The organism is Paraburkholderia sp. RL17-347-BIC-D, assembly GCF_046027915.1.
Lineage (GTDB): Bacteria > Pseudomonadota > Gammaproteobacteria > Burkholderiales > Burkholderiaceae > Paraburkholderia.
On the sequence record NZ_JARESS010000001.1, the window covers coordinates 71578 to 95765 of the forward strand.

The following is a 24188-nucleotide window of genomic DNA, read 5'->3' on the forward strand; positions in this document are numbered from 1 at the left end:
GCAGGAACGTCGTTATACGTTCCGTCGGGTTTTCAAAGAGTACATCCGTGATGATGGCAACTGTCGCGAAACCTTCTCGTGTCGAGCAATACGCTACACGCGAGGCCGCTTCGGAGTTGGCGAATATCATCTAAGTTCAAATGGAGAGCTTGGGGATGACTGATGCACCTCTAACACTTGGCATAGACCACGTTGGTCTGACGGTCCGTAATCTGATCGTCACCCGGGACTTTTTCATCAACGTCCTGGGCTGGACACAGGTTGGCGGGAGGCCCGACTACCCGGCGGCTTTTGTGTCCGACGGGCACATCACGCTGACACTCTGGGAGGTCAAGGATCTGCAGAATTGCGTGGCGTTCGACCGCAAAACGAATGTAGGTCTCCATCACCTCGCGCTGCGGGTCGGTAGTAAAGAGGCTCTCGACGCAATCTTCGCACGGGTCTCCGGATGGCCAGGGGTAGTGGTTGAGTTCGCACCTGAGAACATGGGTGAAGGACCCAAGCGTCACACGATGTTGTACGAGCCGGGCGGCATCAGACTCGAGTTCGATTTCGATCCGCGAATTCAGCCTGCTTGAGTCGTGTTGAGTCATGGACGAAGTGGTTCAGGTAGCGCGTGGTGCAGACCTACTCATCGTATCTAGCGCCCGATTTCTTATCAAAGTAGCTGCTGGAACGGCAGTTCGAAGACTATCCAACGGGAGGTTCCAAACATGAGCCACGCCGCCCAGCGCATTTTTTTGATTACCGGTGCGAGTTCCGGTTTTGGTCGTGCCTTGGCGAAAGCAGCATTGGCCGCCGGCAACACGGTGATTGGCATTGTGAGGAGCGAGCGTGCGAAGGCTGAGTTTGAGGGATTGCATGCACATCACGCCCACGGTGTGATCCTCGATGTGTCTGATTTCGATTCAATCAATGCGACGATCGAGGAAGTCGCCGAGCGCGTTGGTGCAATCGACGTTCTCGTGAATAGTGCAGGATACGGTCATGAAGGAATCCTCGAGGAATCTCCGCTCGATGAACTCCGTCGTCAGTTCGATGTGAATGTGTTCGGCGCAGTCGCTATGATCAAGGCCGTGCTCCCGTCGATGCGAATTCGACGCACCGGTCACATCATCAATATCACGTCGATGGCGGGGCTAGTTACATTTCCCGGCATTGCATACTACTGCGGTAGCAAGTTCGCACTTGAGGGCATATCAGAGGCCTTGGAACAGGAAGTGCGCAGTTTCGGTATCAAGGTGACGGCTGTTGCTCCGGGCGCGTTTCGAACGGATTGGGCGGGCAGATCGATGGTGCGCACTGAGCACAGTATCGACGACTACGACCCGGTGTTTGCTCCGATCCGCCGCGCCCGTATGGCGAAAGATGGGAAACAGCCTGGGGATCCGGTGAAGGCGGCGCAGATCATGTTGGACCTGATCGACGAGGTTGATCCGCCGGTTCACCTCGTGCTTGGCGATGATGCGTTAAGTGTAGTCCGGGACAGAATGTCAGTGCTGAGCCACGAAATTGACGCTTGGGAATCCGTTTCGAAATCCACTGGCTTCTCGTGAAAACGTAGCGGCGCGAACGGCTATGGAGGAAATCCTTCAGCGAAAGTATCCCTCAGGTACGTGACAAACAGTTCGACAGCGCGCGGTACGTGCGGGGTGTATGGCCGGACCACATAGAGCTGCTCGGCAAAGGCGCCTATTGGCCGCCAGTCAGGCAGGAGAACAATGAGTTTTCCCGATTGAATCGCTGCTTGCGCCGTGAAATCGGGCAGCAGCGCGATGCCCAGATCGTCAAGGGCCGCGTCTCTCAAGGCTTCGCTATTGTTAGCGGAGAAGGGGCCGTTTACCGTGATCATCAAAGGAGCCGACTGCGTCCGCCGCGCGGCTCTGCGTTCGAACGACCAGATTCCGGACCCTAAAGCACGAGGATAGAACAGGCAATCGTGAGCGGAGAGATCCGCTGGCGATTCAGGGTAACCTCGACGCTCCAGATATGCGTGTGTCGCGACAATGACGGATTGCGTCTCGCACAGCTTCCAGGCGACATGGGTCTCAGGGACCTGAGAGCTATGTCTGACGGCAAGATCGAAGCCTTCCGTGGCAATCGAGGTCAGACGATCAGACGCTTCGAGTTGAACCCGTACTTCGGGATTCGCCCGCAGAAACGCAGACATCTTCGGCACCAACTGCTGCCGCGCGAACGCCACTGGAGCGGTTACCCTGATCAATCCGCGTGCAACGCCCGCCATTTCCTTAACCATCGCAAAACTCGTCGCAATGTGCTCGTACTCCAGACGTGTGTTGTCGACGAGTCGCTGCCCGGCTTCAGTGAGTCGTACGCTGCGGGTGTTACGTTGCACCAGTGCGACACCCGAGGCTCGCTCGAGTTCTGCGATGCGTTGGCTCATTGCGGCCTTGCTCACGCCAAGGCGCGCGGCCGCCGCAGTGTACGTGCCCTGTTCGGCAAGAACCGTCAGCCAGTGCAAATGAGTCCAAAGGCCTTCGACTTTTCGCGTATCCATATGTCTATTGTTCGCCGTTGGAAACGATCATTTCAAGTTTAACGCCTTTGCAAACGTAATGCCGACTCCTAGACTTTGTTCACCACCCATCAATCAAGGAAGCGAGATGCAAGCGTTCAACGACACAGCCGACGTCACCCACTTTATTCATGGCGAGCCAGTACGTGGGTCAGGAATGCGTACCCAGGCGATTTTCAATCCTGCGACCGGTGAACGCCCACGCAAACTCCTGCTGGGGGAGATCGCAGATGTCGACACCGCTGTCGCAAGCGCCAAGGCTGCATTTCCGAAGTGGAGCAACACGCCACCGATCCGCCGCGCCCGCGTCATGCTGCGGTTTCTCGAGTTGATGAACAGGCATCGGGATGAACTGGCCGCAATCATCACGGCCGAACATGGAAAGGTCTTCTCGGATGCTCAAGGCGAGGTGGCGCGGGGTATCGATGTCATCGAATTTGCCTGCGGCATTCCGCAGCTTCTTAAGGGGGACTATACCGAGCAGGTCTCAACGGGCATGGATAACTGGACAACGCGTCAGGCGCTCGGCGTTGTCGCGGGCATTACGCCGTTCAACTTCCCGTGCATGGTGCCTTGCTGGATGTTCCCTGTTGCGATTGCGGCGGGCAATGCCTTCATTCTGAAGCCAAGCGAGCGTGACCCGTCGGCGTCGTTGTTCATGGCAAGGCTGTTGAAGGAGGCCGGTCTGCCGGACGGCATCTTCAACGTGGTTCAGGGCGACAAGGTCGTTGTTGATGCTTTGCTCGCGCACCTGGACGTGAAGGCGGTGAGCTTTGTCGGATCGACGCCAATCGCCAATTACATCTACGAGACCGGCGCGAAGAGCGGCAAGCGCGTGCAAGCGCTGGGTGGGGCCAAAAATCATATGGTTGTGATGCCCGATGCCGACATCGATCAAGCGGTCGACGCGCTGGTTGGCGCTGGGTACGGCTCCGCTGGCGAGCGTTGTATGGCTATTTCGGTCGCCGTTCTCGTCGGCGATGTGGCTGACAAGATCATTCCGAAGCTTGCCGAACGTGCGCGTAGTCTCATTGTAAAGAACGGCATGGAGTCCGATGCGGAAATGGGCCCTGTCGTTACGCAACAGGCGCTCGAACGCATAGAAGGGTACATCGGGATTGGTGTCGACGAAGGTGCGAAGTTGGTCGTTGACGGTCGCGGCCTCAAGGTCGACGGTCATGAGGGCGGATTCTTCACGGGCGGTACGCTGTTCGACAACGTTACACCGGAGATGAGAATTTACAAGGAAGAAATCTTTGGGCCCGTTCTTGCCTGCGTCCGTGTGAAGGACTTCTCGGAAGCGGTCGACTTGATCAATGCTCATGAGTTCGGCAACGGCGTGGCGTGCTACACCCGCGACGGACACATCGCTCGCGAATTCGGGCGACGCATCGAAGTAGGTATGGTCGGCATCAACGTCCCTATTCCGGTCCCGATGGCCTGGCACGGCTTCGGTGGCTGGAAGCGCAGTCTGTTCGGCGACACGCATGCATACGGCGAGGAAGGTGTTCGATTCTATACGAAGCAGAAGTCGATCATGCAGCGCTGGCCGGAAAGCACGGAGAAGGGCGCTGAATTTGCAATGCCCACGGCGAAGTAAGCGAGCTGATTCGACAAAAGTGATCGGGCGTCGCGTGCGGCACGATGCGGCGTCTGATTTCTGTCTGTGTGTAGTTCCCCAGGCTGTGGCCTGCCGCGTCGTCTTCTCCTGTCACGGATCGTCGTGCAGGGCCCTTTCTGCAACGCATTTCTGGCGATAACTATGCGCTCCATCGGTGGCGATCCAGGAGCGACAGTGCGCGTCTTGCCGCGATGGAAAGAGTGTTTTTCTTGTCTACCGATTGACGGCACGTTCGGCCGAACCAAACACTCGTACTAGTGGCATTTTCGAGTGAGAAGCAAACTGGGGGCGAAATGAATTTCTCATCATTAGAAATATTTTGTGCCGTCGCCAGCGAGCAAAGCGTGACCCGTGCAGCACGCCATTCGGCCCGTGTTCAGTCAAATGTGGCGATGCGCGTAAAACAGCTTGAAGAGGAACTGGAGGTCCAGCTTTTCTATGAGGTGGAAAGCGGATGAGGTTGACGCCAAGCGGCCGCACGATGCTGGACTATGCGCAACGAATCCTGTACCTCGCGGAAGAGGCGAGACTTGCGATGAAACCTGAGCAGCAGTGCGGACGCTTGAGCATTGGCGCTACGAAATCTACCGCAGCGGCACACCTTGCGGCTTTGCTTTCGAAATACCATGGCAAGTGGCCCCGGGTGGAGTTGGCGGTTTCGATCGGTACATCGCGTTCACTTGTGGAAGACGTGGAGAGAGGCCATCTCGACTGCGTTTTTGTGCCGAGGTGACGGGTACGGTGACGACGAGACGTGCCTGAGAGAGCAGTTTGCGTCGGCACTTGCGCCTCGGACTTGGTCGGCTTTATTGGATGGAGTCTGTGCCGAAGTAGCACAACACGGATATGGCTATGCAACAACAGTTTGTACAGCATACAACTACGAAAACGACCAACCCAATCGTCGTCCGACTACTCGCGGCCAGTGTAGGTTCGAGTGCTCCGCTGGACGTGGGTAGTACCTCGCCAGGGATGGTGGTTAACTCCGGAATACGCAAAACCCCTGTCAGCGTGCTTCACGACCGGGCTTGTATTGAGGTCAAGAGGCTAGGGCTGGTCGGTGATGAGCAAGTAGACCTTAGCGTGCATGGAGGCCTCGAGAAAGCTGTTTATATGTATCCGGTCGAACACTACGAATGGTGGCGCGAACGCCGGCTTGAAGCAGGCGTAATGGGCGCGGACGATCCGCTGCCGTTTGCTGCGATGGGAGAGAATTTAACGACGAGTGGGCTGCTCGAAACTCAACTCTGGGTCGGAGATCGCATCTTGATCGATGAGGTCGAATTTCGTGTCGAGTCTCCCCGAAATCCCTGCTACAAGTTTGACGCCGTGATGGGATACGCGCGTGCTGCCAAACACATGATGGCCAGTGGGTACTCCGGTGTTTATTTAAGCGTGTTCAAAACTGGATTCATTTCCGCAGGTTCGTCGATTCAGGTAATTCCTGGCCCTCGGCAGGAGTCGATAAGCGCGATTCTGGACCGGCGGCGTGTCCGCGCACGGAGGGAACCGTAAGTCGGAAAGTACATCTGCGCCGTCGGGTGGCCTCTGCTCATGAGCCTTCGTGGGTGAAGCGTGTTCTTCGGCGACACTAATCTGACGCGAACTGCCCGTGCGTAACTGCTCAGTCGATTGGTCGCGGTGATCTCTCGATTCCAGCGACGAAATGATCCGAGAATCGGTTGACCGTTTAGAAGCAGCGCAACCTGAAAAGCACTTGAGCGGAATCCTACGAGCGACTCCGGGGCGCACTGGCCGGATGGGACAGGGGCCCGGAATGACTGGGTTATCTCTGAGATAGATAACCGTATTTAATACCTTCGCTTGATATCCAGCTCGAATGATGCGAGTTTGTCTCATTGGTTGGAGACACGGCAATGTCACATCGAAACCCGACTTCGGTAGGAGATGGCAGATGGCGGAGTCACTGCTGCTGGTTCAACGTCGCCGGGCAACGAAGCGAAATCGCGGCCCTACAGCTATAAGCGTGCGTAGACGGAAGGCGAAGCGCGTCAATTGAAAGAAATGCACGCGAGTCGCCAATTGAGAATCGGACTGCCGTTCGAGGCGATCCGGAAATTTTTGAGGGATAGATTTCAAATGAGTACACCCACGACTGCTCAGCGTATCGGCCGCTTTGCATACGACGCACGTGCAGACCATCTTACTCCCGGCGCGAGGGCAATTCTCAAGCGGAATATTCTTGACAGTCTGGGTTGTGCAATGGCAGCGCTGCCTGGTAAGCCGTTCAAGGCGCTTCGCGATCAGTTCGATGAGTACCGCGGCTCGGGGACATGTTCCTTGATTGGAGGTGGTAAGACTTCGCCCGATCAAGCCGCCTTGTACAACTCCGGTTTGGTCAGGTATGTAGACCTGCTGGACAGCTATATGTCCCCCGGTGGACTCTGTCACCCGAGCGATAACTTCGGCACCATTCTGGCCGCTGCTGAGCATGCGTCCGCAAGTGGCGAAGAGTTCATGCTGGCGTTGGCAACAGCCTATGAAATTGGCTGCCGTATTACCGCAATCGTGCCGGTTATGGCCAAAGGGTTTAACCACGCTATTCAGTTGGCGATCTCCGCCGCAGCCGGGTCGGGAAAGCTGTTCGGTCTCGATGCCGATCAGATTGCTAACGCGATTGCAATCGCAACGATCGACAATATTTCACTGACGTGCGTCCATTCCGAGCCGGTTTCACAGTGGAAAGGCTTTTCCCCCGGTATCACGGGCATGAGAGCCGTCTATTCTGCATCTCTTGCCAAGCGTGGATTCACAGGTCCAATTCGCCTTTTCGAAGGGCCCAATGGTCTGGTGCGAATGTTCGACCAACCACTCGACGTCGATTGGGAAGACCAGCGGCTTGAGGTCGTTCACGAGACGATCATGAAGAAATACTGTTCGCTCATTCATGGTCAACCTGTCCTTGAAGCGACGCTCGCGTTAAAGCGAAAACATGATTTGACGAGCGATGACGTGGACGAAGTCCAATGTGACATCTTCCAAAGCGGATTCGACATTGCCGGCGGCGGCAGCTTCGGCCCGAAGGATGACCCGCAGACCAAAGAACAGGCGGACTACAACCTCAAGTATCTGATTGCGGCTGCGTTGCTCGATGGCCAGGTCGGTCCGGCTCAGCTTGAACCCGAGCGTGTACAGGCACCCGATGCACAGGCATTGCTCAGAAGAGTGTCGGTGAAACCTGACGCTGAATTTTCAGCGCAATACCCACACGCTCTCAACACGCGCGTGACGATCAAATGCAAGGATGGTCGCGTGTTGGTCAGTGAGCATATCGGCTTCGAAGGCGGGCTGGACAATCCGTTCACGTGGGAACGCACCGTCGAAAAATTTAACTGGTTAAGCGAACAACACGCGGACAAGGAACTCCGAGACCAGATCATCGAGCTTGTCTCGGAGCTGGATGAACATCCGATCGAAGACTTAATGAACCTCTTGGCGAAAGTCAGTCCGGAGCCACGATTCCCGGCGATGCATCCGGGAATTCAATAATCCATAAAGGCATTTAGGAGCTATATATGGCACTCATTTCTTGTGACATGCGTTTTGGCCGGACCGACGAGCAAAAGCGGCAACTTGCCGCCGGCATACTCCGGGTGGTCAGCGCCGCGACAGGTGAAATGAAGAATGACATCTTTTTCGTGATTCGCGAGGGACGTGGAATCAATTTCGTCGAACACGGTGAGCATCTTCCGGAGTATGTCGAGGGTGCGGCGAACGATAAAGAACTGATTGAACGTCTTAAATAGATCTGACGGAGAAATATTGTGCCTTTCATCGAATGCCATATCAAGAGCGGTCTTACGCAAGAACGACGTGAACAACTCATCCGGGACATCATCCAGGTCACGCACGACTCGATCGGATCGGACCCCAAGATTATCAATGTGATCTTGCACGAACATCCGGCTGAAAATATCAGCATTTCCAGTCGGATCAATGGAGAGGACTTCAAGAAGTCCACCGGGTAGCCGCGCCAAACTGTGCGCTAAGTTCTTGTTCCGAGTTCCGCCGGGCGTGGCGTCCGGCGGCTGGAAGGCAGTGCATGCAGTGCATGCAGCACGATTGAAGATATGGATAAACCATAGCATTGTCTGTGTCAGGTCTGGTGAGAAACACGTTTTTTTGGAATATATAGTATGTAGTACAAAAGAATATGGAGGAGAAATGAACCGAGCGAAGATGGCGGTCGACGGTGTCGCTGCCGGAAGTGAGAAAGTGGGGCTGGCAATATTTTTGACGCTCGTCGAAGTGCTGATGTTCTTCGGGTTCATTACTCTTGCCGTCGTGTCGCCGACAACGCTCGCTTCGCCGGTGATAGATGGGTCGGAGGTTACGGTTGCGTTCCTATACGGAATAGTCATTCTGGTCGTTAGCGTGCTGCTTATCGGGTTGTATGTCCTGATCGAAAACGCAGCAGATTCGCGAAAATTTCGTATCGATTCCGCTGAATTTCAATCGTAAATTGCCCGGTGACCCGTTATGAACATTCTTCGACATGGCGCTTTTCTCGCGCTTTCAGCATCCGCATGCGTTGCGAGTACCGGATCCTTTGCTGCTGGGAGCGGCGTAGGTACCGGAAACGGCGTGGCGATAGCGTTTTTTCTTGCTTTCGTACTGGCGACGCTTGCTATTACCTACTGGGCCGCCAAGCGAACGAAGTCGACTGACGATTTCTACGCAGCCGGAGGTGAAATAACCGCATTGCAAAATGGTCTTGCAATCGCGGGTGACTTCATGTCAGCCGGTGCATTTCTTGGTCTGACAGCTTTGGTGTTCAGTAGTGGGTTTGATGGTCTTGTCTACGCGGTAGGGTATGCGACGGGGATGCCAATTGTTGTGTTTCTGCTGGCGACGAGACTGCGAAAACTCGGTAAATATACAGTCGCTGATGCGGTTTCCACGCGTCTTGGCGAGACACCGATTCGTATCTCCTCGGCTTGCGCATCGCTATGCATTGCTTCGCTATATCTCATCGCGCAGATGGTGGGGGCAGGGCAACTGATCAAGCTGTTGTTTGGTATTAACTATGTTTACGCCGAAATTCTTGTTGGCGCTCTCATGATGTTTTATGTGGCCTTCGGAGGGATGGTCGCCACGACTTGGGTACAGCTAGTGAAGGCGACGTTGCTGCTGCTCGGCACGATTGTGATGAGCTTTCTGGTGCTGCGAAATTTTGGCTTTAACTTCTCGGAATTGTTGCGGCGTGCCGTGGAAATTCATCCAAAGGGCAGTGCAATCCTCAGTCCACAGTTTCTGGTGAGAGATCCTGTGTCGGGATTTTCATTGGGTCTTGCGGTGATGTTTGGTACCTCGGGATTGCCGCACATTCTCATGCGTTTCTTCACGGTTCCCGACGCACGGGCTGCACGCGGCTCGGTATTTTGGGCAAGTGCATTTATCAACCTGTTCTTTGCACTCGTGTTTGTCATCGGGTTTGGATCTATCGCGCTGGTCGCCTCCAATCCGGACTTCCTGGATGGCGCGGGAAAACCGCTCGGCGGCGTAAATATGGTTGCTATCCACCTTGCAAAGGCGGTAGGAGGAAACGCGTTGCTTGGGTTTATCTCCGCAGTCGCATTCGCTACCATTCTTGCGGTTGTCTCAGGGTTGACACTCGCGGGTTCTTCGGCAGTTTCGCATGACCTTTACGCCCGTGTCTTTTGCAAAGGTGCCGCGAGTCAAGCCAATGAAGTACGGGTATCAAGGATATCGACTCTGGTTCTTGGGGTCATCGCGGTGGCATTAGGCATTGCATTCAGGACACAGAATGTGGCTTACATGCTTGGACTTACTTTCTCGGTCGCCTGTAGCTCGACTTTTCCAGTGTTACTGCTTGCCCTTTATTGGAAACGATTGACCACGATTGGAGCCGTTGTGGGTGGAACTGTCGGGTTGGTCTCTGCCATCTTGCTGACGGTCGCAGGCCCAGCCGTCTGGGTGCATGTTATTGGGAATGCGAAGCCACTTTTCTCGATCGATCCACCGACCATAGTGACTATGCCGCTCGCGTTTATGACGTGCTGGTTGATATCCATACTGGACCGTAGCAAACAGGCGGATACTGACCGGGCGCGCGGTGCGACTCTACAGGAGCCTCCGGTATTCGCGGGACCGATTGGTCATTAGATCCCGGAGTGGCGTACAGAGATTTTGTCGCAGTTAAGTGGTCGAACTCGCGAGGCTATCCGATGGAGTGGTCGACCACAGGACTAGGTCGCATAGCGCGTTACTCAGTTCGAGGGCGGATCGTCGAGATCCGCTCTGTACACTTTCGGGTCAGATAGAAGCAGGCACTCCTCCAAGCTCGGCGGTGCGCTGAACGTCGCACCGACGCTGCTCTGTTCCTGCGCTATTTCTCGCGTTTGCGAAGCGACCAAAGGGTACTGTTTGCCTCGAATGTTCAATTTCGCTTTGGTGTAGCATGCAAGATAAGTTCGCTGTGCAGCGCTGTGCGAACCGCCGTACGGTTCGTGAATTTTGGTTGCCTCCGACAGTTGCCGACGGTCTGCACTCTGTTCAATCAGTTTGTCGTGCAAGCGTCTGAATAAAACGAAGTTATCGAGCCGAAGTTGTTGATAGCTTGCCGCCCGGACATCGAAGCTTTTATCGAGGTTGTGGACATTTCATAGAGGTGCAAAGCATGGACGCTGCCGACCTCAAGGTCTTCGAAGCCGTAGCTCGTCATGGAAGTATGAACCGGGCAGCTACCGAGCTCAATACCGTTCAATCCAATGTGACAGCGCGAATTCGATCTCTGGAGAGAGAGGTCGGGGTCGCTCTCTTTCAAAGGCATGTGCGCGGCGTTAGCATGACCCCTGCGGGGCAGCGCATGCTTCCGTATGCCGCGCGTATTGCAAAGCTCATTGCAGATGCCAAGGTGGCAGCGCTGGATGACGGCGCACCGAGCGGCACTCTCACGCTCGGAACACTCGAGACGACTGTGGCGTTGAGGCTCTCTCCAATACTAAGTAACTTCGCTCGAATGTATCCGCAGGTTCGACTGTCTCTGACAACGGGCACGAGTTGCAGTCTCACGGCCGATGTTGCGGAATGTCGGCTGGACGGGGCGTTTATAGCGGGTCCGCTGGACCATCCGGACCTTTACATTGAGACAGTCTTTCATGAGGAGTTGGTTCTGGTTACGCCGCGTACCGTACGCACGCTCGAGGCGATCAGATCGGTGCAGGACCTCAAAACAATTGTCTTCCGTTCAGGTTGCTCGTACCGTCAGCGGCTCGACGCGCTGCTCGCCGAAATGGGGGTGCTCACGGCAGCGCCCCTCGAATTTGGCTCGATGGATGCGATCATCGCATGCGTTGCCGCGGGTATCGGTATCACGCTATTGCCCCGAGGCGTGGTCTCCGCGGCAGCGGAACAGGATCTCGTTACTATCCACGCTATATCGCCAGAGAAGGCGCAAGTCGAAACACTGTTTATCCGGCGGCATGATGCCTATGTCTCGAGTGCAATGCAGGCTTTCGTTGACGTTGCACGGTCTCAGCTCGGGCCGTTGATGGTCGCCGCGTAGACGGCGTACGGGAGTAACGTTACGCGGCGAGCCTGGGCGATTCGCGGTTCAGCCCGTCTGATTGAAGTCATGCAGTATTGATTTCCAGCGAATTCTGACCGACAGTTTTCATCTGGATTTGCGCTCCGGACAGCGTAGTGCAGTTGGCGGCGACGGCGTCGAGTTCTGCAGAAGTCGTATCGGCGTGGATCGCGACTGCCGCTTCAACTGAATCCAATGGCGTGCCGTTCGAGCCAGTTCAGCGGATCATCGCCGTTTCCAAGCCAGTTTGCCGCCTTCCCGCCGCGCGTCGTCTCCGAATTCAGAAAGTCAAAATCAAGTCCATCGGCCAGAAATCTTGCCTATGGACGCTCAATTGCGATTCCCTTCCCACGCTGACTCGGTGTCATTGTTGCATGGTTGGCAAAGGAATGGATAACCTGTTCACTTGCCATAGTCAAGTTACGCGGATAGGATGATCGCATGGACATCGCCGATAAAGCGACTGCGTCATAGAGAGATTCGTTAGTAATCCAGATGTAACTAGGCAGATTGTCGAGATAACGTTTCAGCGTTAGGCACATGTCCGTGCTCAACATCGCCGGCGGCGTGCCCCGAGGCGCTCCTTCTTCCAATACTGACCTGGCGCGATCCATCCCAATCTTTGCCCGGGTGATTTCGTCTTCCCGAACCGTCCAGACAAAGTGGATATACAGGCTGCCTTTTTGACTCTTACCAGACCAACCCAAGGAATCTGAATTGAACAAGAACCTGATTGCAGCTGGCATTCTGGCGCTGATCACGGGCGCCGCCATGGCGACCCCGACGACTTACGACCTCGACCCGAGGCACACCTATCCCAGCTTCGAAGCTGACCATTTTGGCGGCATTTCGGTGTGGCGAGGTAAGTTCACGAAAAGCAGCGGCGTCGTGACACTTGACCGCGCTGCGAAGACTGGCACGATCGACGTGTCGATTGACACCGCGTCGATTGACACCGGTAATGCGCAACTCGATACGCGCGTGAGGTCGGATGAATTTTTCGATGTCACCAGGTATCCGACCGCGACGTTCAAAGGCAATGCACTCCGCTTTGATGGCGACACGCCGACCGAGGTCTCGGGCGACTTCACGTTTCATGGGGTGACCAAGCCGCTGACGTTGAAGATTGATTCGTTCAAGTGCTTCGTCAACCCGCTGATCAAGCGTGAGGTGTGTGGTGCGGAAGCCAGCGCGCAATTCGACCGCGCCGATTACGGCGTGACTTGGGGCACTAAATATGGCTTCAAGACGCTGACTCGCTTGCAGATTCAAGTCGAAGGCGTGAAGGCGGACTAGGCTGTAGGCAGTCGTCGACAACTTACCAGCTAACTCCGGAATGACAGCGACAAACGACGGCCGTCCAGAAACCAGTTAAGGAAGGGAGTGGCGGACGCCCTCCGGCGCCCGCCAAAGGGCTCGATTTGTTGGCGTGCCGAGGGCTACTTGACGGACTGGTAATTGGTGAAAAATTCAACGACGCTCTGAGGCGAGTTGTCGTTGAAGAACAGCTTGAGGTTCCGTTCAGCCTCCGCAGCAGTGGACGCGCTGCGGGCAAAGAGGTCCTTTTCATAGGCGATGAGCGCAGCTTCAACATCACCGGGGTTGGCGGAGATGGCTTTCCCGAGTTCAGCGCCGTCGTACATCGCGAGGTTGGCCCCTTCACCAGCGAACGGTGACATCAGGTGCGCTGCATCGCCAAGCAAAGTTACGCCGGGCCCGCGATCCCATTTGTGCTCGACCGGCAGCGCATGGATAGTGCGAGGCACAGGGGCAGTCTCACCATCGGTTAGGAGCGCTGTGAGCTCCGGAGCCCAGCCGTCGAATTCCTCGGCGACGCGGGCTAAGGCAGTGGGCGGGTGGGAGAAGTCGATGCGAGCGATCCAATCCTCCGGCTTGATCAAGGCCACGTACGTGTGCAGCACATCATCGGACTCGCGATGTGCGAGGATGCCTTTCCCCGGCGCTAGCGCAAACAGCGCGCCATCGCCCACCGCTTCAGCGCTTGCCTTGTGACGGGTGTCGCCGTCAAACAGGTACATCTCAATGAATGAAACGCCGAGATATGCGGGCTTAGCCTTGGAAAGAAGCGGACGAACTCTCGACCAGGCGCCGTCTGCGCCGACGAGGAGGTCGGTAGTCACTGTCGAGCCATCGGCGAAGGTCAACACGTGCCGGCCGTCGCCGAGCGGACGGACCGCTGTGACCTTGTGTCCCCAGCGGATCGTGTCGGCAGGAAGTGAGTCAAGCAGAATCCGACGAAGGTCTCCTCGGTGTACCTCAGGGCGACCGCCTGTACCGTCGTCGGGCTCATTGATCAGGACATTGCCGTCCTTGTCGAGCACCCGGGTCGCTTCGCCGCCAGTTCGGATGATCTTGAGGAATTCGTCGAAGAGCCCCGCTGCCTTAAGTGCGAGCTGCCCGTTGTATTCGTGGATATCGAGCAATCCTCCCTGCGCGCGAGCGGTTGCCGAGGCTTCCGCTTCGTAGACCGTCGCTGCAATACCGTGAACGTGGAGAACGCGAGCGAGTGTCAGGCCGCCGAGCCCGGCACCGATGATTGTGACTGGAGTATTCATCCTGATTCCGTCCTTCACCAGCGAGCCGCGGCTTTTTGGAGTTCGCTGTAATCCGGGTCGTTGTCAGAGGCCCAGGCAATAATCCCATCAGGACGTACCAGTGCAGCGCTCAAGCCCGATTGTTCTTTCGCCCGGCCAGAAACGTACTTGATTCGATCGTCATCTGAGTTCGCCAAAGTTTTGAGCGAAGCGTTGCTGTGAAAATCAAGCAGTACGCCTCGGCCATCGCGCATTAGCTCACCGATTGTTGCGCCGTCTTCGAACTCAAAGTTGGGAACGCTATGGCCTACGAGGGGATGGCCGCCACCAAGATTGTAGTTTGTGAAAACGCCCCACACCCTTCCTGCAAAGTAGGTGGCACCATCGCGCGTGTTCATCAGGTCGCGGATAATTGCATTAAGTGCGCGGGCTTGTGGGTCGGGTCTCATGATTGCGACCTGGGCGCGTGACCAGTCCAGAACCCGTGCACCGATCGGGTGTCGTTCCGTCTGATAACTGTCCAACAAGCCTTCCGGCGCTTTCCTCTTGATGGTGGCGGCGAGCTTCCAGCCCAGGTTCATGGCGTCGCCGAGTCCAAGATTGAGCCCTTGACCTCCAAGCGGCGCATGAATGTGCGCGGCATCGCCAGCTAAAAGAACCCGTCCGTTGCGATAGGTTGTTACCTGCCGTGCCCGGTCCGTCCACGTGGCCGCGATGTGCAAGCCATTGATACTCACGTCGGTGGTCGAGATGCGGCGTAGAACTTCCTGCACGTGTTCTCGCGTGATTGGCGTTCCTGCGCTATGAAATGCGCCGCCATCAAAATCCTGCATCACCAGGTAACCTGGCTGCGATTGCAAGTACATGCCTGTGGGTGTCACGTTTCGGCCCGACTTGAGCTTCTCCGGATCGGCAATGTCGACTTTAGCCGTGTAGCCGGTGAATTCTGGCTCAGTACCGACGAATTCAAAACCGCCTGCCTTGCGAACAACACTGCGGCTTCCATCGCAACCCACGAGCCATTGACTTTCAAAAGTCTGGTTTCCGCACTGAACAGTGACTCCGTCCTCGGCTTGATGAAAGTCGGTAACGGGAAACCCGCGCTTGATTTCGACGCCCAAGGCTTCTGCGCGGCGAGACAGCACCACTTCAAGCTCTTCCATTTCGGATATCAAACTGGTTGCGGTCGAACTCAGCAGGTGATACGTCCACTGAGAGGTGTCAATATCGCCGTCATGAAACGGAATGCCGGCGAAGTGTCCGACCTGACGACGCGACCCTTCGCCAGAGTTTTGGTGGGGATTCTTGAGGCGTTTATGGATCTCAAGTTCCTGTAGCAATCCACGACGGTAAAGCGCTTCAATAGTTGGCGCGGAGATTCCGCGTATGCCGAAAGGCAGCTGCTTAAATGGCGAGTGCGGATCCTTCGTCTTTTCGAGTATCAGGACGGAACATTTGGCCAAGGCCAATTCACAGGCGAGAAATAAGCCTACAGGGCCTGCGCCGGAAATGATCACGTCGTGAATAGATCGATTCTGTGCGGATTGCTTGCGGTTGACCGTGACTGGATTATTCATCCTGCTTCCTTCGATGTTGGAGGCCGCCACCGGGAACCCCGCAGATAGTTATGGAACGTCATTCCACGATATTGGAACGACATTCCAAATGTGTCAAGATGCGGCATGACCAAAAAATCACGTAACACTCCACATAGCCCTCAGCGACGAGAAGAATCGCTCTCGCGGGATCGCATCATCGAGGCGTCGATCGCGCTGTTGGACAGCAGTGGAGAAAGCGGACTGACATTCCGCACCCTGTCCGAACGGCTTGCTACTGGTGCTGGCGCCATTTACTGGCACGTCGAGAACAAGAGCGATCTGCTGACCGCCGCCTGCGACGCGATCGTCGCTCGCACGATGGCGTCGTGCGTGGCCGGCGCGACACCGCAGGCGACAATTCGCGCCCTCGCGCTGGGCATGTTCGACGCGATCGACGCGCATCCGTGGGTTGGCTCGGCGCTCACACGTGTGGCGGGGCAGTTGCCCATGGTGCGCATTGTCGAATGCCTGGGTCAGCAGGTTCGCGCGCTTGATGTGTCCGATGAAGACCAGTGGGCAGCGGTGTCCGCGCTGCTGCACTACATTCTTGGCGTCGCTGGACAGAACGCCGCCAACACACAGTTCGCCCGGACGCGAGGCGTCGACAGAGCCGACTTCCTGGACGCGATGGCGACCGTATGGTCCCAGCTTGATCCGAATGAGTATCCGTTCGCACGCAGCCTCGCCGGACAGTTGCGCGTTCACGACGACCGGGTCGATTTTCTCGCCGGGATCGATCTCATCCTCAGCGGTATCGAGTCATCGCACGGTCGCTGACCAGGCGCTGACCCTGCGACTCGAGCGGGCGCTGGTGGACGTTCGCGTGCGCGACCTCCGCTCGGCTATCGAGTGCCATTCGTCTGAATCCGATCTTCATTTCAACAATCCTTGAAATATGGAAATGGATGATTTATTGTTCGGGCATGGACTCAAACCTCGTTGTACGCGCCCTGAGCGCGCTCGCCCATGAATCGCGCCTTGCGATCTTCCGTCTGCTGGTTGTGGCCGGCCCTGATGGCATGGCTGCCGGCGAAATCGCTCAGCAGCTTGGGCTTTCCCCTTCCAGCCTGTCCTTTCACCTGAAGGACCTGTCACATGCAGACCTGGTGAAGCCGCGACAGGAGGGGCGTTTCATCATCTACACGGCGAACTTCGACGCCATGTCGGGCTTGATCGCTTTCCTGACGGAGAACTGCTGCGCCGGTGCAACCTGTGCGGCAAGCAACATCGTCAGCTGCTGCGGAGACAAACCATGAAACGGATGCACATCCATGTGGAGTTGGCCGAGATGACTATGTGCTTTAGCGCAGCGCCACTGCGAGAAATGCGCGCGATTGGCGAGAAGTCCACAGGGGAAGCCAATGAGCGGCACTGATACGGCGAACGGCGGCGCACGGCCGACGATCGGATTTTTCGAGCGTTACCTCACGGTCTGGGTCGCTCTCTGCATTGTGGGCGGCATTCTGTTCGGCCAATTATTACCCCGGCTCTTCCAGTCGATTGGCGCAATGGAAGTGGCTCAGGTCAACCTTCCGGTCGGTGTGCTGATCTGGGTGATGATCATCCCGATGCTGGTCAAGATCGACTTTGCCGCCATGACCCAGGTTAAGAGTCAATGGCGCGGCATAGGCGTCACGCTGTTCGTGAACTGGTTCGTCAAACCGTTCTCGATGGCATTGCTCGGCTGGATTTTCATCCGCCACGTGTTTGCGCCGTTGCTTCCCGTCGATCAGATCGACAGCTATATCGCCGGCCTGATCCTGCTGGCCGCCGCACCCTGCACGGCGATGGTCTTCGTATGGTCGCAACTCTGCAAGGGCGATCCGTATTTCACGCTCTCACAAGTGGCGCTAAACGACTCCATCATGATAGTGGCGTTCGCGCCGCTCGTCGCACTCCTGCTCGGCCTGTCTGCGATCGCGGTGCCGTGGGATACGCTGATCATCTCGGTTGGTCTATACATCGTGGTCCCGGTCATCCTCGCGCAACTGCTGCGCCGCAAGCTGCTCGCCGAAGGTGACGCACATTTCCGCCAGGCGGTCGCGCGTCTCGGTCCCTATTCGATCAGCGCACTGCTCGCGACCCTCGTGCTGCTGTTCGCCTTTCAGGGGCAGGCGATCGTCGAGGAGCCGCTCGTGATCGCCATGCTCGCGGTGCCGATCCTGATCCAGGTGTTTTTCAATTCGGGCCTCGCGTACCTGTTGAATCGGCGGCTCGGTGTCGCGCACTGCGTGGCGGGGCCGTCCAGTCTGATCGGCGCGAGCAATTTCTTTGAGCTTGCGGTCGCCACGGCAATCAGCCTGTTCGGTTTCCGTTCAGGCGCGGCCCTGGCGACTGTAGTCGGCGTGCTGATCGAAGTGCCGGTGATGTTATTCGTCGTCGGCGTGGTCAACCGCTCGCAGCATTGGTACGAAGCGAAACACGGCATCAAGGGGCAAAATGTATGAGCGTCACGATCTATCACAATCCCGATTGCGGCACGTCGCGCAACACGCTGGCGATGATCCGCAATGCCGGGATCGAGCCCGAAGTCATCGAGTATCTCAGGACGCCGCCCGATCGGAAGACACTGAAGGGGCTGATTTCTCGCGCCGGCTTGACGGTCCGCGCCGCGCTGCGTGAAAAGGGTACGCCCTACGCCGACCTTGGCTTGGGCGACGCGTCCCTGAGCGATGAGCAGTTGCTCGACACCATGATGCAGCACCCGATTCTGATCAATCGTCCGTTTGTTGTTACGCCGCTTGGCGTGCGCCTGTGCCGGCCCTCCGAGGTCGTGCTCGAGATCCTGCCTGCCGGGCAGAGAGGCTCGTTCGCCAAAGAGGACGGCGAGCAGGTCGTCGATAGCGAAGGCCGGAGGCTCCTCAAATGACGCAGGATATGCCCAACCTCAGCGCACCGCACCTCGACTCGCCGGATCTGCAGAAACTCGAACCCCGCACGGTTTCGCAGCACCCCCCAAGAATCCTCCTGCTCTTCGGCTCGCTGCGCCCCACGTCATACAGCCGGCTGCTCGCGCTGGAAGCCGAACGCATCCTGCGCCATTTCGGCGCGCAAACGCGGGTGTTCGATCCGCACGGCTTGCCGCTTGCGGACAGTGTGCCAGCCGATCATCCGAAGGTGGTCGAACTGCGCCAACTCTCGGAGTGGTCGGAAGGGCAGGTGTGGTGCAGCCCGGAGCGTCACGGAACACTGACGGCCGTATTCAAGAACCAGATCGACTGGCTACCGCTTGAAAGCGGTGGTGTTCGCCCTACGCAGGGCCGTACGCTCGCGGTGATGCAGGTGTGCGGCGGATCGCAATCGTTTAACGCGGTGAACGCGTTGCGCATTCTCGGCCGATGGATGCGGATGGTGACCATTCCGAATCAGTCCTCGGTGGCGAAGGCGTGGCAGGAGTTCGATGCGGATGGCCGGATGAAGCCCTCGTCGTATTACGATCGCGTCGTCGACGTGATGGAAGAGCTGTACAAGTTTACGCTACTGATACGTGACCGCTCCGACTACCTGAACGATCGCTATAGCGAGCGCAAGGAAGCGCACCCGGAGCTTGCAACGACGCTGGCAGCCGCCGCCATGAATCAGGAAACGGTGACCGCGAATGCGGACACCGACGACAGCGAAACTGAGTGACATCTGCGAGGATCGCGAAGAACCGATGCCGGCGCCAGGCAATCCCAGCAGCCGTTGCCTTCAATCGAGATCAGAAAAAGGTATCCAACTCGTAATCCCGTTCGCCGGAAAATCCCATTGGATAGACGGAGGCGATAAATAACTCGCCGCCGATTTTGCGAATATTGATCGCAGCGCTCGTAACCTGTTTAGGTACGTCGCCGTTTTGCTCAAACCCGTAAATTGTGCCGTCTGTTACCGGAATGTTTTGGATCCATTTCTGCGGGTTGCCGACGTTATTGTCCAACTCGTCGAGCGCTTGTTGTCCCTGTGTGCTGTTCAGCAGATATTGAGTGAGCCGGGCGGACGTATACCGATTCTCGGTACGGCTCTTTTTCAGCATATTCTTTTGGAGCGGTTTAAGCGCAACGAGGCCTGACGGGTGGTCGCCACTATGATTTCGTTGCTCGATGTGTCCCCGGTGCATGTATTCATGCCCTTGCTTTTTTCCGGTATTGTTGTAAGGGATTCGACCGTCAGGTACTTGTCCGACAGGGCGGGGTGAGCCTGGCCCGTTTGTCAGTTCGTGACCGTTGCTACGATCAATCGCTCCCATGGCTTCTTCTATCGTGTAGTGCTTCTTCACATTCGGCATTTTTGTCACCCAGCGAAATGGATATGAACTTTAGGCGAGGATTGAGCGCTCCGTCCAAAACGAGACGGTATCTCCTGAAGCCTCGACGTTAACGGAACACTCGAGGCGTCTGTTTATTCCAGGTGCGCTGCTTTAAACCGATCGCTCGTCCTCAACTACATTCATGGCGCTCACGGCGTGGGCTGAAAAAGGAACCACCTGGCATTGCGCATCGCAGAGGGATTTCGCACGAAGAAGATCGACGCGTGCAATCAACTCTTTTTAGCCTGCGCCAGCCACTGGTCAAGCCCGACGCGGCCAATCCGCGCGTCGCCGAGCGGCACGAGCGATTGTTCCTCGACGAGGCCGCCGTAGTACCGCGCGGCGCGATCCGTCACCACCGGGCGCGCGTCGCCCACCGATTTCAGATAACGCGCGATGATTTCCGCGAAGGGTGCGCGGTCCGGGCCGGCGATGTCGACCGTGCCGTTCAGCGGCGCGGCGAGTGCGACCTGCGCGAGGTTCGCCACGACATCGTCGACGGCGATCGGCTGAAACAGTCCTTCGCCGATGCGCACGGTGCCGCTGTCCGTGCTGAAATCCGCAATACCGCCGATGAATTCCATGAACTGCGTCGCGCGCACGATCGTGTACGGCACGCCCGCGGCTTTGATCACCTCTTCCTGCGCGACCTTGGCCGTGAAATACGCGTTCTCCGGCGAGCGGTCGCAGCCGACGATCGATAGCGCGACGTGATGGCGCACCCCTGCGGCTGCTTCGGCGTTGCCGAGGTTGCGCGCCGAGGTGCGGAAGAAGTCGAGTACCGCTTGCGGCTCCCATGACGGCGCGTTCGTCACATCCACGACGACGTCCGCGCCCGCGAGCGCGTCGCTCAGGCCGTCGCCCGTCACGCTGTTCACGCCGGTACGCGGCGACGCGGGGAGTGCTTCATGGCCCGCCTCGCTGAGCAGCGCGACGAGACGCGATCCGATCAGGCCGGACCCACCGATTACGACGATTTTCATGGCAAATTCTCCAGAAGGGAGTAAAGGAACGCGCGGGGCGCCGGGCGAGTGGCGTATCGCGTAAAAGTGTTCGTCGCCGTCGCATCGCGTGAGGCCATTGTGGAAGAATCATGCTCGATCGAAAAGTGCCAAGAATTATCGACCCGACTAGTCCAGCCCGTTTGCCGCTCACCTTGCCCGCGAGACCGTCATGACCGTACCGACTCCCGCTTTGACCATCGAAATCGATCGACAGCAGCAGTTGCCGATCTATCTGCAGATCTGCGAGCGCTTCAGGACCGCGATCGCCGCCGGGCATCTGCGTCCCGGCGATCGCGTGCCCGCGCTGCGCGGCCTCGCCACGCAGCTGAACACGGCGCGCGGCACGGTCGAGCTCGCCTACACCATCCTCGTCGACGAGGGCTACCTGCAGATGCGCGGCGCGGCGGGCACGTTCGTATCGCCGTCGCTGCCGGCATCGGTGATGCGCTCGTCGCGTGCGCAAGGTGTTCAGGATGCTCGCGGCAGTCAAGGCGCTGAAGGTGCCGCGACGCCGCGGACGCCAATTGAATCGCGCGATGGTCAAGTGGCGGCGCGCCAGCTGGCCGTCACCGTCACCATGAGCGGCGAGCCAAGGCCGTTGCAACCCGGGCTGCCCGCGCTCGACGCGTTTCCAACCAAGGTCTGGAACCGGCTCGTTGCGCAGCGCGCGCGCAGCGGCGCACGCGCGATGCTCGCGTATCCGGACCCGGCCGGCTACCGGCCGCTGCGCGAACATATCGCCACCTATCTCGGGCTGTCGCGCGGCGTGACCTGCCTGCCGGAACAGGTGTTCGTGACCGGCGGCTACCGTGCGACGCTCGAACTCGTGTTGCGCAGTCTCGCCCGCCCGAACGATCGCGTGTGGTTCGAGGATCCCGGCTATCTGCTGGCGCGCGGTTTTCTCGCCGAGACCGGCGTGCAACTCGTGCCGGTGCCGGTGGATAGCGAAGGGATCGACGTCGAGCGCGGCACACTGCTGGATGCGCAGGCGCGCTTCGCCATGGTCACGCCGTCGCATCAAAGCCCGCTTGGGCACACGCTGTCGCTCGCGAGACGCATGGCGCTGCTGGACTGGGCAGGGAAGGCGTCCCGCTGGATCATCGAGGACGACTACGACAGCGAGTTCCGCTATCTGGGCCGGCCCTTGCCGGCTTTAAAGAGCCTCGACCGGCGCGATCGCGTGATCTATTGCGGCACGTTCAGCAAGGTGATGTTTCCCGGATTGCGGCTCGCGTATGTGGTGGTGCCGGAGCGGGCCGTCGAGCGCGTCGGGCGGGTGGCGCGCAGCATGAACGCCGGATCGCCGACGCTATTGCAGGCCGCCGTCGCGGATTTCATTGGGCAGGGGCATTTTGCGCGGCATCTGAAGCGCATGCGCGCGTTGTACGCCGAGCGGCGCGTGCTGATCGTGCGCGCGCTAGAGCAGGCGTTTGGCGAACGGCTGATTGTCGATTTGCCGCCAGGTGGAATTCAGTTCGCAGTGCAGTTCGCCGAAGGCCCCAATGGCCCGGTCGACGATGTCGCCGTCGCCGCGCGCGCCCGCGAGGCGGGGCTCGCGGTGCTGCCGCTTTCGATCTGGTACGCGAATGGCCGCGCGCGGCGCACGCTGCGCGGCCTCGTGATGGGCTTCGCTAACATTACCGATGCGGATGAAGCAGGCCGTCTCGCGCGAACGTTGCGTGCGTGTCTGGACGGCTGACGCGCGGGGTATGTCTCCAGATCGCGAATTGGCGCGGCGCGGCACGCCTTCGCACGATGCGACAAGAGCGCTCTCGGAACGCTTTCCGTCCGCGTGCTCTATGCGCTCCGCGCAGCCGGACCAGCCGTCGCCGTCGCTTCGCCGGCCGCCAGCGCGGCGAGCGAGGCGAACACTGCATCTCCGGTAAGTTGGGCGCGCGCCGCATCGAGCGCTTCGGCCACCGTTGCTTCGCCCATTACGAGCCCCTGCAGGAGAAGAAACTGCACGCTTTGGATGCCGATCGAGCCGAGCGCGTAGCGCAGATACGGTGTCAGGAAATCCGGCTGCCGCGCGCGTTCGCCGCTATGCACGCCGCCCGAACCGACGATCACGATGCTCGGCCGGTCGCGCATCAGTCCGACCTTGCCTTCCGGCGTAGAGGCGAACGTGCGATGAATGCGCAGCGTGTAGTCGATCCACAGCTTGAGCGCTGCCGGCACCGTGAAGTTGTGCATCGGCGTGTTGATAATGAGTGCATCCGTCGTTTCGATTTCACCGATCAGTTGCTCCGAGACGTCGAATTGCGCGTTATCCGGCGTACGCGACGTGACAGCGCGGGCATAGTCGCGGGCGACCGGCGGCAGCGGTGCGGCTGCCAGGTCGCGTTCGATCACCTGGATGGCCGATGCAGCGGGCGTGGCGTGCCGGCGCAGCATGCCGACGATCTCGTCGGCGAAACGGTAGCCGTGACTCGCCTCGCCATGCGGGCTGGCATTGAGCAGCAAAATTCTCATGACGTTAGTCCGGCAGGATGGGAAAGAGAGGCGAGCGGTTCGACGAAGTGCATGCCGCGAGCGAGTAGCCCATTGCGGAAATAGAAGCGTTGCGCAAGCGGCATGTGCAGGCCCGTGTCGAGCACGAATTGCGCGCAGCCGGCTTCGCGCGCAATCTGCCGTACCGCGTCGAGCAGTTGCGCGCCGACGCCGCCACGCTGCAGGCTGCCATCGACAACCAGATCGTCGACATAGACGAAGCGGCCATACAGCAGATTAGTCAGCGTGCGATAACCGGCGAGGCCGACGATGCTGCCCGCGTCGGACGCAGCGAGCAGGCGATAGCCTTCGGCATGCTGTCTGGCCACCTGCGCGGCGAACGAGGGCGCGTCCGTCAGGTGCGGGCGCAACTGGCGCATGACGTCGAATGCGGGCAGCAGCGCATCGGGCGTGTCGAGGTGAACGAAGCGAAGCGAGGCGGGCATGTGTGTCTCCACAGGGAACGATGCTCACGATACCCCGCTCACGGCTCGGTCAACAGAGCCAAGAATCCACAATTCGACCGAGC

At 58.2% G+C, this 24188-nt stretch carries 26 protein-coding genes; 19 read left to right on the top strand and 7 right to left on the bottom strand.

All coding sequences use genetic code 11. From position 1 onward, the window contains the following. Positions 1–155 precede the first annotated feature (155 nt). Both P0D96_RS00355 and P0D96_RS00360 read left to right on the top strand, forming a co-directional pair. Positions 156–578, top strand: coding sequence for a VOC family protein (locus P0D96_RS00355; protein ID WP_408310691.1), 423 nt, complete (start codon positions 156–158; stop codon positions 576–578). A gap of 135 nt (positions 579–713) precedes the next feature. Next, positions 714–1556 carry an oxidoreductase gene (locus P0D96_RS00360; protein ID WP_408310694.1) on the top strand — a complete coding sequence of 281 codons (843 nt, stop codon included), beginning with the start codon at positions 714–716 and terminating at the stop codon, positions 1554–1556. A 20-nt stretch (positions 1557–1576) separates the two neighbouring features. On the opposite strand, the gene P0D96_RS00365 is transcribed toward P0D96_RS00360, so the two are convergent. After that, on the bottom strand, positions 1577–2518 hold the full coding sequence (locus P0D96_RS00365) for a LysR family transcriptional regulator (protein ID WP_408287606.1): 942 nt from the start codon (positions 2516–2518) through the stop codon (positions 1577–1579). A 106-nt stretch (positions 2519–2624) separates the two neighbouring features. On the opposite strand from P0D96_RS00365, the gene P0D96_RS00370 reads away from it, so the two are divergent. From P0D96_RS00370 to P0D96_RS00420, 11 genes are all read left to right on the top strand, one after another. Next, a complete protein-coding gene (locus P0D96_RS00370; RefSeq protein ID WP_408310697.1) occupies positions 2625–4136 on the top strand; it encodes a CoA-acylating methylmalonate-semialdehyde dehydrogenase in 1512 nt (503 codons plus the stop codon). Between the two features lie 314 nt (positions 4137–4450). Then, entirely contained in the window at positions 4451–4615 is a 165-nt protein-coding gene (locus P0D96_RS00375) for a LysR family transcriptional regulator (RefSeq protein ID WP_408310699.1), read from the top strand. A gap of 77 nt (positions 4616–4692) precedes the next feature. Beyond that, positions 4693–4890: a LysR substrate-binding domain-containing protein gene (locus P0D96_RS00380; protein WP_408311641.1), complete on the top strand. Its 198-nt coding sequence runs from the start codon at positions 4693–4695 to the stop codon at positions 4888–4890. A 119-nt stretch (positions 4891–5009) separates the two neighbouring features. After that, on the top strand, positions 5010–5672 hold the full coding sequence (locus P0D96_RS00385) for an MOSC domain-containing protein (RefSeq protein ID WP_408310702.1): 663 nt from the start codon (positions 5010–5012) through the stop codon (positions 5670–5672). Positions 5673–6257: 585 nt separating this feature from the next. Further along, on the top strand, positions 6258–7667 hold the full coding sequence (locus tag P0D96_RS00390; protein WP_408310705.1) for an MmgE/PrpD family protein: 1410 nt from the start codon (positions 6258–6260) through the stop codon (positions 7665–7667). Positions 7668–7693: 26 nt separating this feature from the next. Then, positions 7694–7924 carry a tautomerase family protein gene (locus P0D96_RS00395; RefSeq protein ID WP_408310708.1) on the top strand — a complete coding sequence of 77 codons (231 nt, stop codon included), beginning with the start codon at positions 7694–7696 and terminating at the stop codon, positions 7922–7924. Between the two features lie 18 nt (positions 7925–7942). Next, the gene (locus P0D96_RS00400; protein WP_172162416.1) at positions 7943–8146 is read left to right on the top strand and encodes a tautomerase family protein; all 204 of its coding nucleotides are present in this window, start codon (positions 7943–7945) and stop codon (positions 8144–8146) included. A 196-nt stretch (positions 8147–8342) separates the two neighbouring features. Then, positions 8343–8639, top strand: coding sequence for a DUF485 domain-containing protein (locus tag P0D96_RS00405; RefSeq protein WP_408310711.1), 297 nt, complete (start codon positions 8343–8345; stop codon positions 8637–8639). An 18-nt stretch (positions 8640–8657) separates the two neighbouring features. Then, entirely contained in the window at positions 8658–10304 is a 1647-nt protein-coding gene (gene actP / locus P0D96_RS00410; RefSeq protein ID WP_408310714.1) for a cation/acetate symporter ActP, read from the top strand. Between the two features lie 514 nt (positions 10305–10818). After that, positions 10819–11706: a LysR substrate-binding domain-containing protein gene (locus tag P0D96_RS00415; protein ID WP_408310717.1), complete on the top strand. Its 888-nt coding sequence runs from the start codon at positions 10819–10821 to the stop codon at positions 11704–11706. 792 nt (positions 11707–12498) lie between these two features. Then, on the top strand, positions 12499–13023 hold the full coding sequence (locus P0D96_RS00420) for a YceI family protein (protein ID WP_408287625.1): 525 nt from the start codon (positions 12499–12501) through the stop codon (positions 13021–13023). Positions 13024–13166: 143 nt separating this feature from the next. On the opposite strand, the gene P0D96_RS00425 is transcribed toward P0D96_RS00420, so the two are convergent. Next, entirely contained in the window at positions 13167–14303 is a 1137-nt protein-coding gene (locus P0D96_RS00425; protein ID WP_408310720.1) for an FAD-dependent oxidoreductase, read from the bottom strand. 14 nt (positions 14304–14317) lie between these two features. Then, a complete protein-coding gene (locus P0D96_RS00430; RefSeq protein ID WP_408310723.1) occupies positions 14318–15859 on the bottom strand; it encodes an FAD-dependent monooxygenase in 1542 nt (513 codons plus the stop codon). 105 nt (positions 15860–15964) lie between these two features. On the opposite strand from P0D96_RS00430, the gene P0D96_RS00435 reads away from it, so the two are divergent. The 5 genes from P0D96_RS00435 (at position 15965) to arsH (ending at position 19510) form a co-directional block, all read left to right on the top strand. After that, the gene (locus tag P0D96_RS00435) at positions 15965–16657 is read left to right on the top strand and encodes a TetR/AcrR family transcriptional regulator (protein ID WP_408310726.1); all 693 of its coding nucleotides are present in this window, start codon (positions 15965–15967) and stop codon (positions 16655–16657) included. A 146-nt stretch (positions 16658–16803) separates the two neighbouring features. Next, entirely contained in the window at positions 16804–17136 is a 333-nt protein-coding gene (locus tag P0D96_RS00440) for an ArsR/SmtB family transcription factor (RefSeq protein WP_132374118.1), read from the top strand. 105 nt (positions 17137–17241) lie between these two features. Next, entirely contained in the window at positions 17242–18327 is a 1086-nt protein-coding gene (gene arsB, locus P0D96_RS00445; RefSeq protein ID WP_408310729.1) for an ACR3 family arsenite efflux transporter, read from the top strand. Then, a complete protein-coding gene (arsC, locus tag P0D96_RS00450; protein ID WP_408310732.1) occupies positions 18324–18749 on the top strand; it encodes an arsenate reductase (glutaredoxin) in 426 nt (141 codons plus the stop codon). The genes arsB and arsC overlap by 4 nt, the downstream gene beginning before the upstream one ends. Further along, positions 18746–19510, top strand: a complete 765-nt coding sequence (gene arsH, locus P0D96_RS00455) for an arsenical resistance protein ArsH (RefSeq protein WP_408310735.1) — start codon at positions 18746–18748, stop codon at positions 19508–19510. The genes arsC and arsH overlap by 4 nt, the downstream gene beginning before the upstream one ends. A gap of 70 nt (positions 19511–19580) precedes the next feature. On the opposite strand, the gene P0D96_RS00460 is transcribed toward arsH, so the two are convergent. Both P0D96_RS00460 and P0D96_RS00465 read right to left on the bottom strand, forming a co-directional pair. After that, the gene (locus P0D96_RS00460) at positions 19581–20144 is read right to left on the bottom strand and encodes a hypothetical protein (protein WP_408176062.1); all 564 of its coding nucleotides are present in this window, start codon (positions 20142–20144) and stop codon (positions 19581–19583) included. Positions 20145–20395: 251 nt separating this feature from the next. Next, positions 20396–21148, bottom strand: a complete 753-nt coding sequence (locus P0D96_RS00465; protein ID WP_408310738.1) for an SDR family oxidoreductase — start codon at positions 21146–21148, stop codon at positions 20396–20398. A 190-nt stretch (positions 21149–21338) separates the two neighbouring features. Between P0D96_RS00465 and pdxR the strand changes: the two genes are divergently transcribed. Next, positions 21339–22868, top strand: a complete 1530-nt coding sequence (pdxR, locus tag P0D96_RS00470) for a MocR-like pyridoxine biosynthesis transcription factor PdxR (RefSeq protein ID WP_408310741.1) — start codon at positions 21339–21341, stop codon at positions 22866–22868. A 98-nt stretch (positions 22869–22966) separates the two neighbouring features. Here the strand turns inward: pdxR and P0D96_RS00475 are convergent, their stop codons facing one another. Both P0D96_RS00475 and P0D96_RS00480 read right to left on the bottom strand, forming a co-directional pair. After that, entirely contained in the window at positions 22967–23641 is a 675-nt protein-coding gene (locus tag P0D96_RS00475) for an FMN-dependent NADH-azoreductase (protein WP_408310743.1), read from the bottom strand. Further along, positions 23638–24105 carry a GNAT family N-acetyltransferase gene (locus P0D96_RS00480; RefSeq protein WP_408176069.1) on the bottom strand — a complete coding sequence of 156 codons (468 nt, stop codon included), beginning with the start codon at positions 24103–24105 and terminating at the stop codon, positions 23638–23640. The genes P0D96_RS00475 and P0D96_RS00480 overlap by 4 nt, the downstream gene beginning before the upstream one ends. Between the last annotated feature and the right edge of the window lie 83 nt (positions 24106–24188).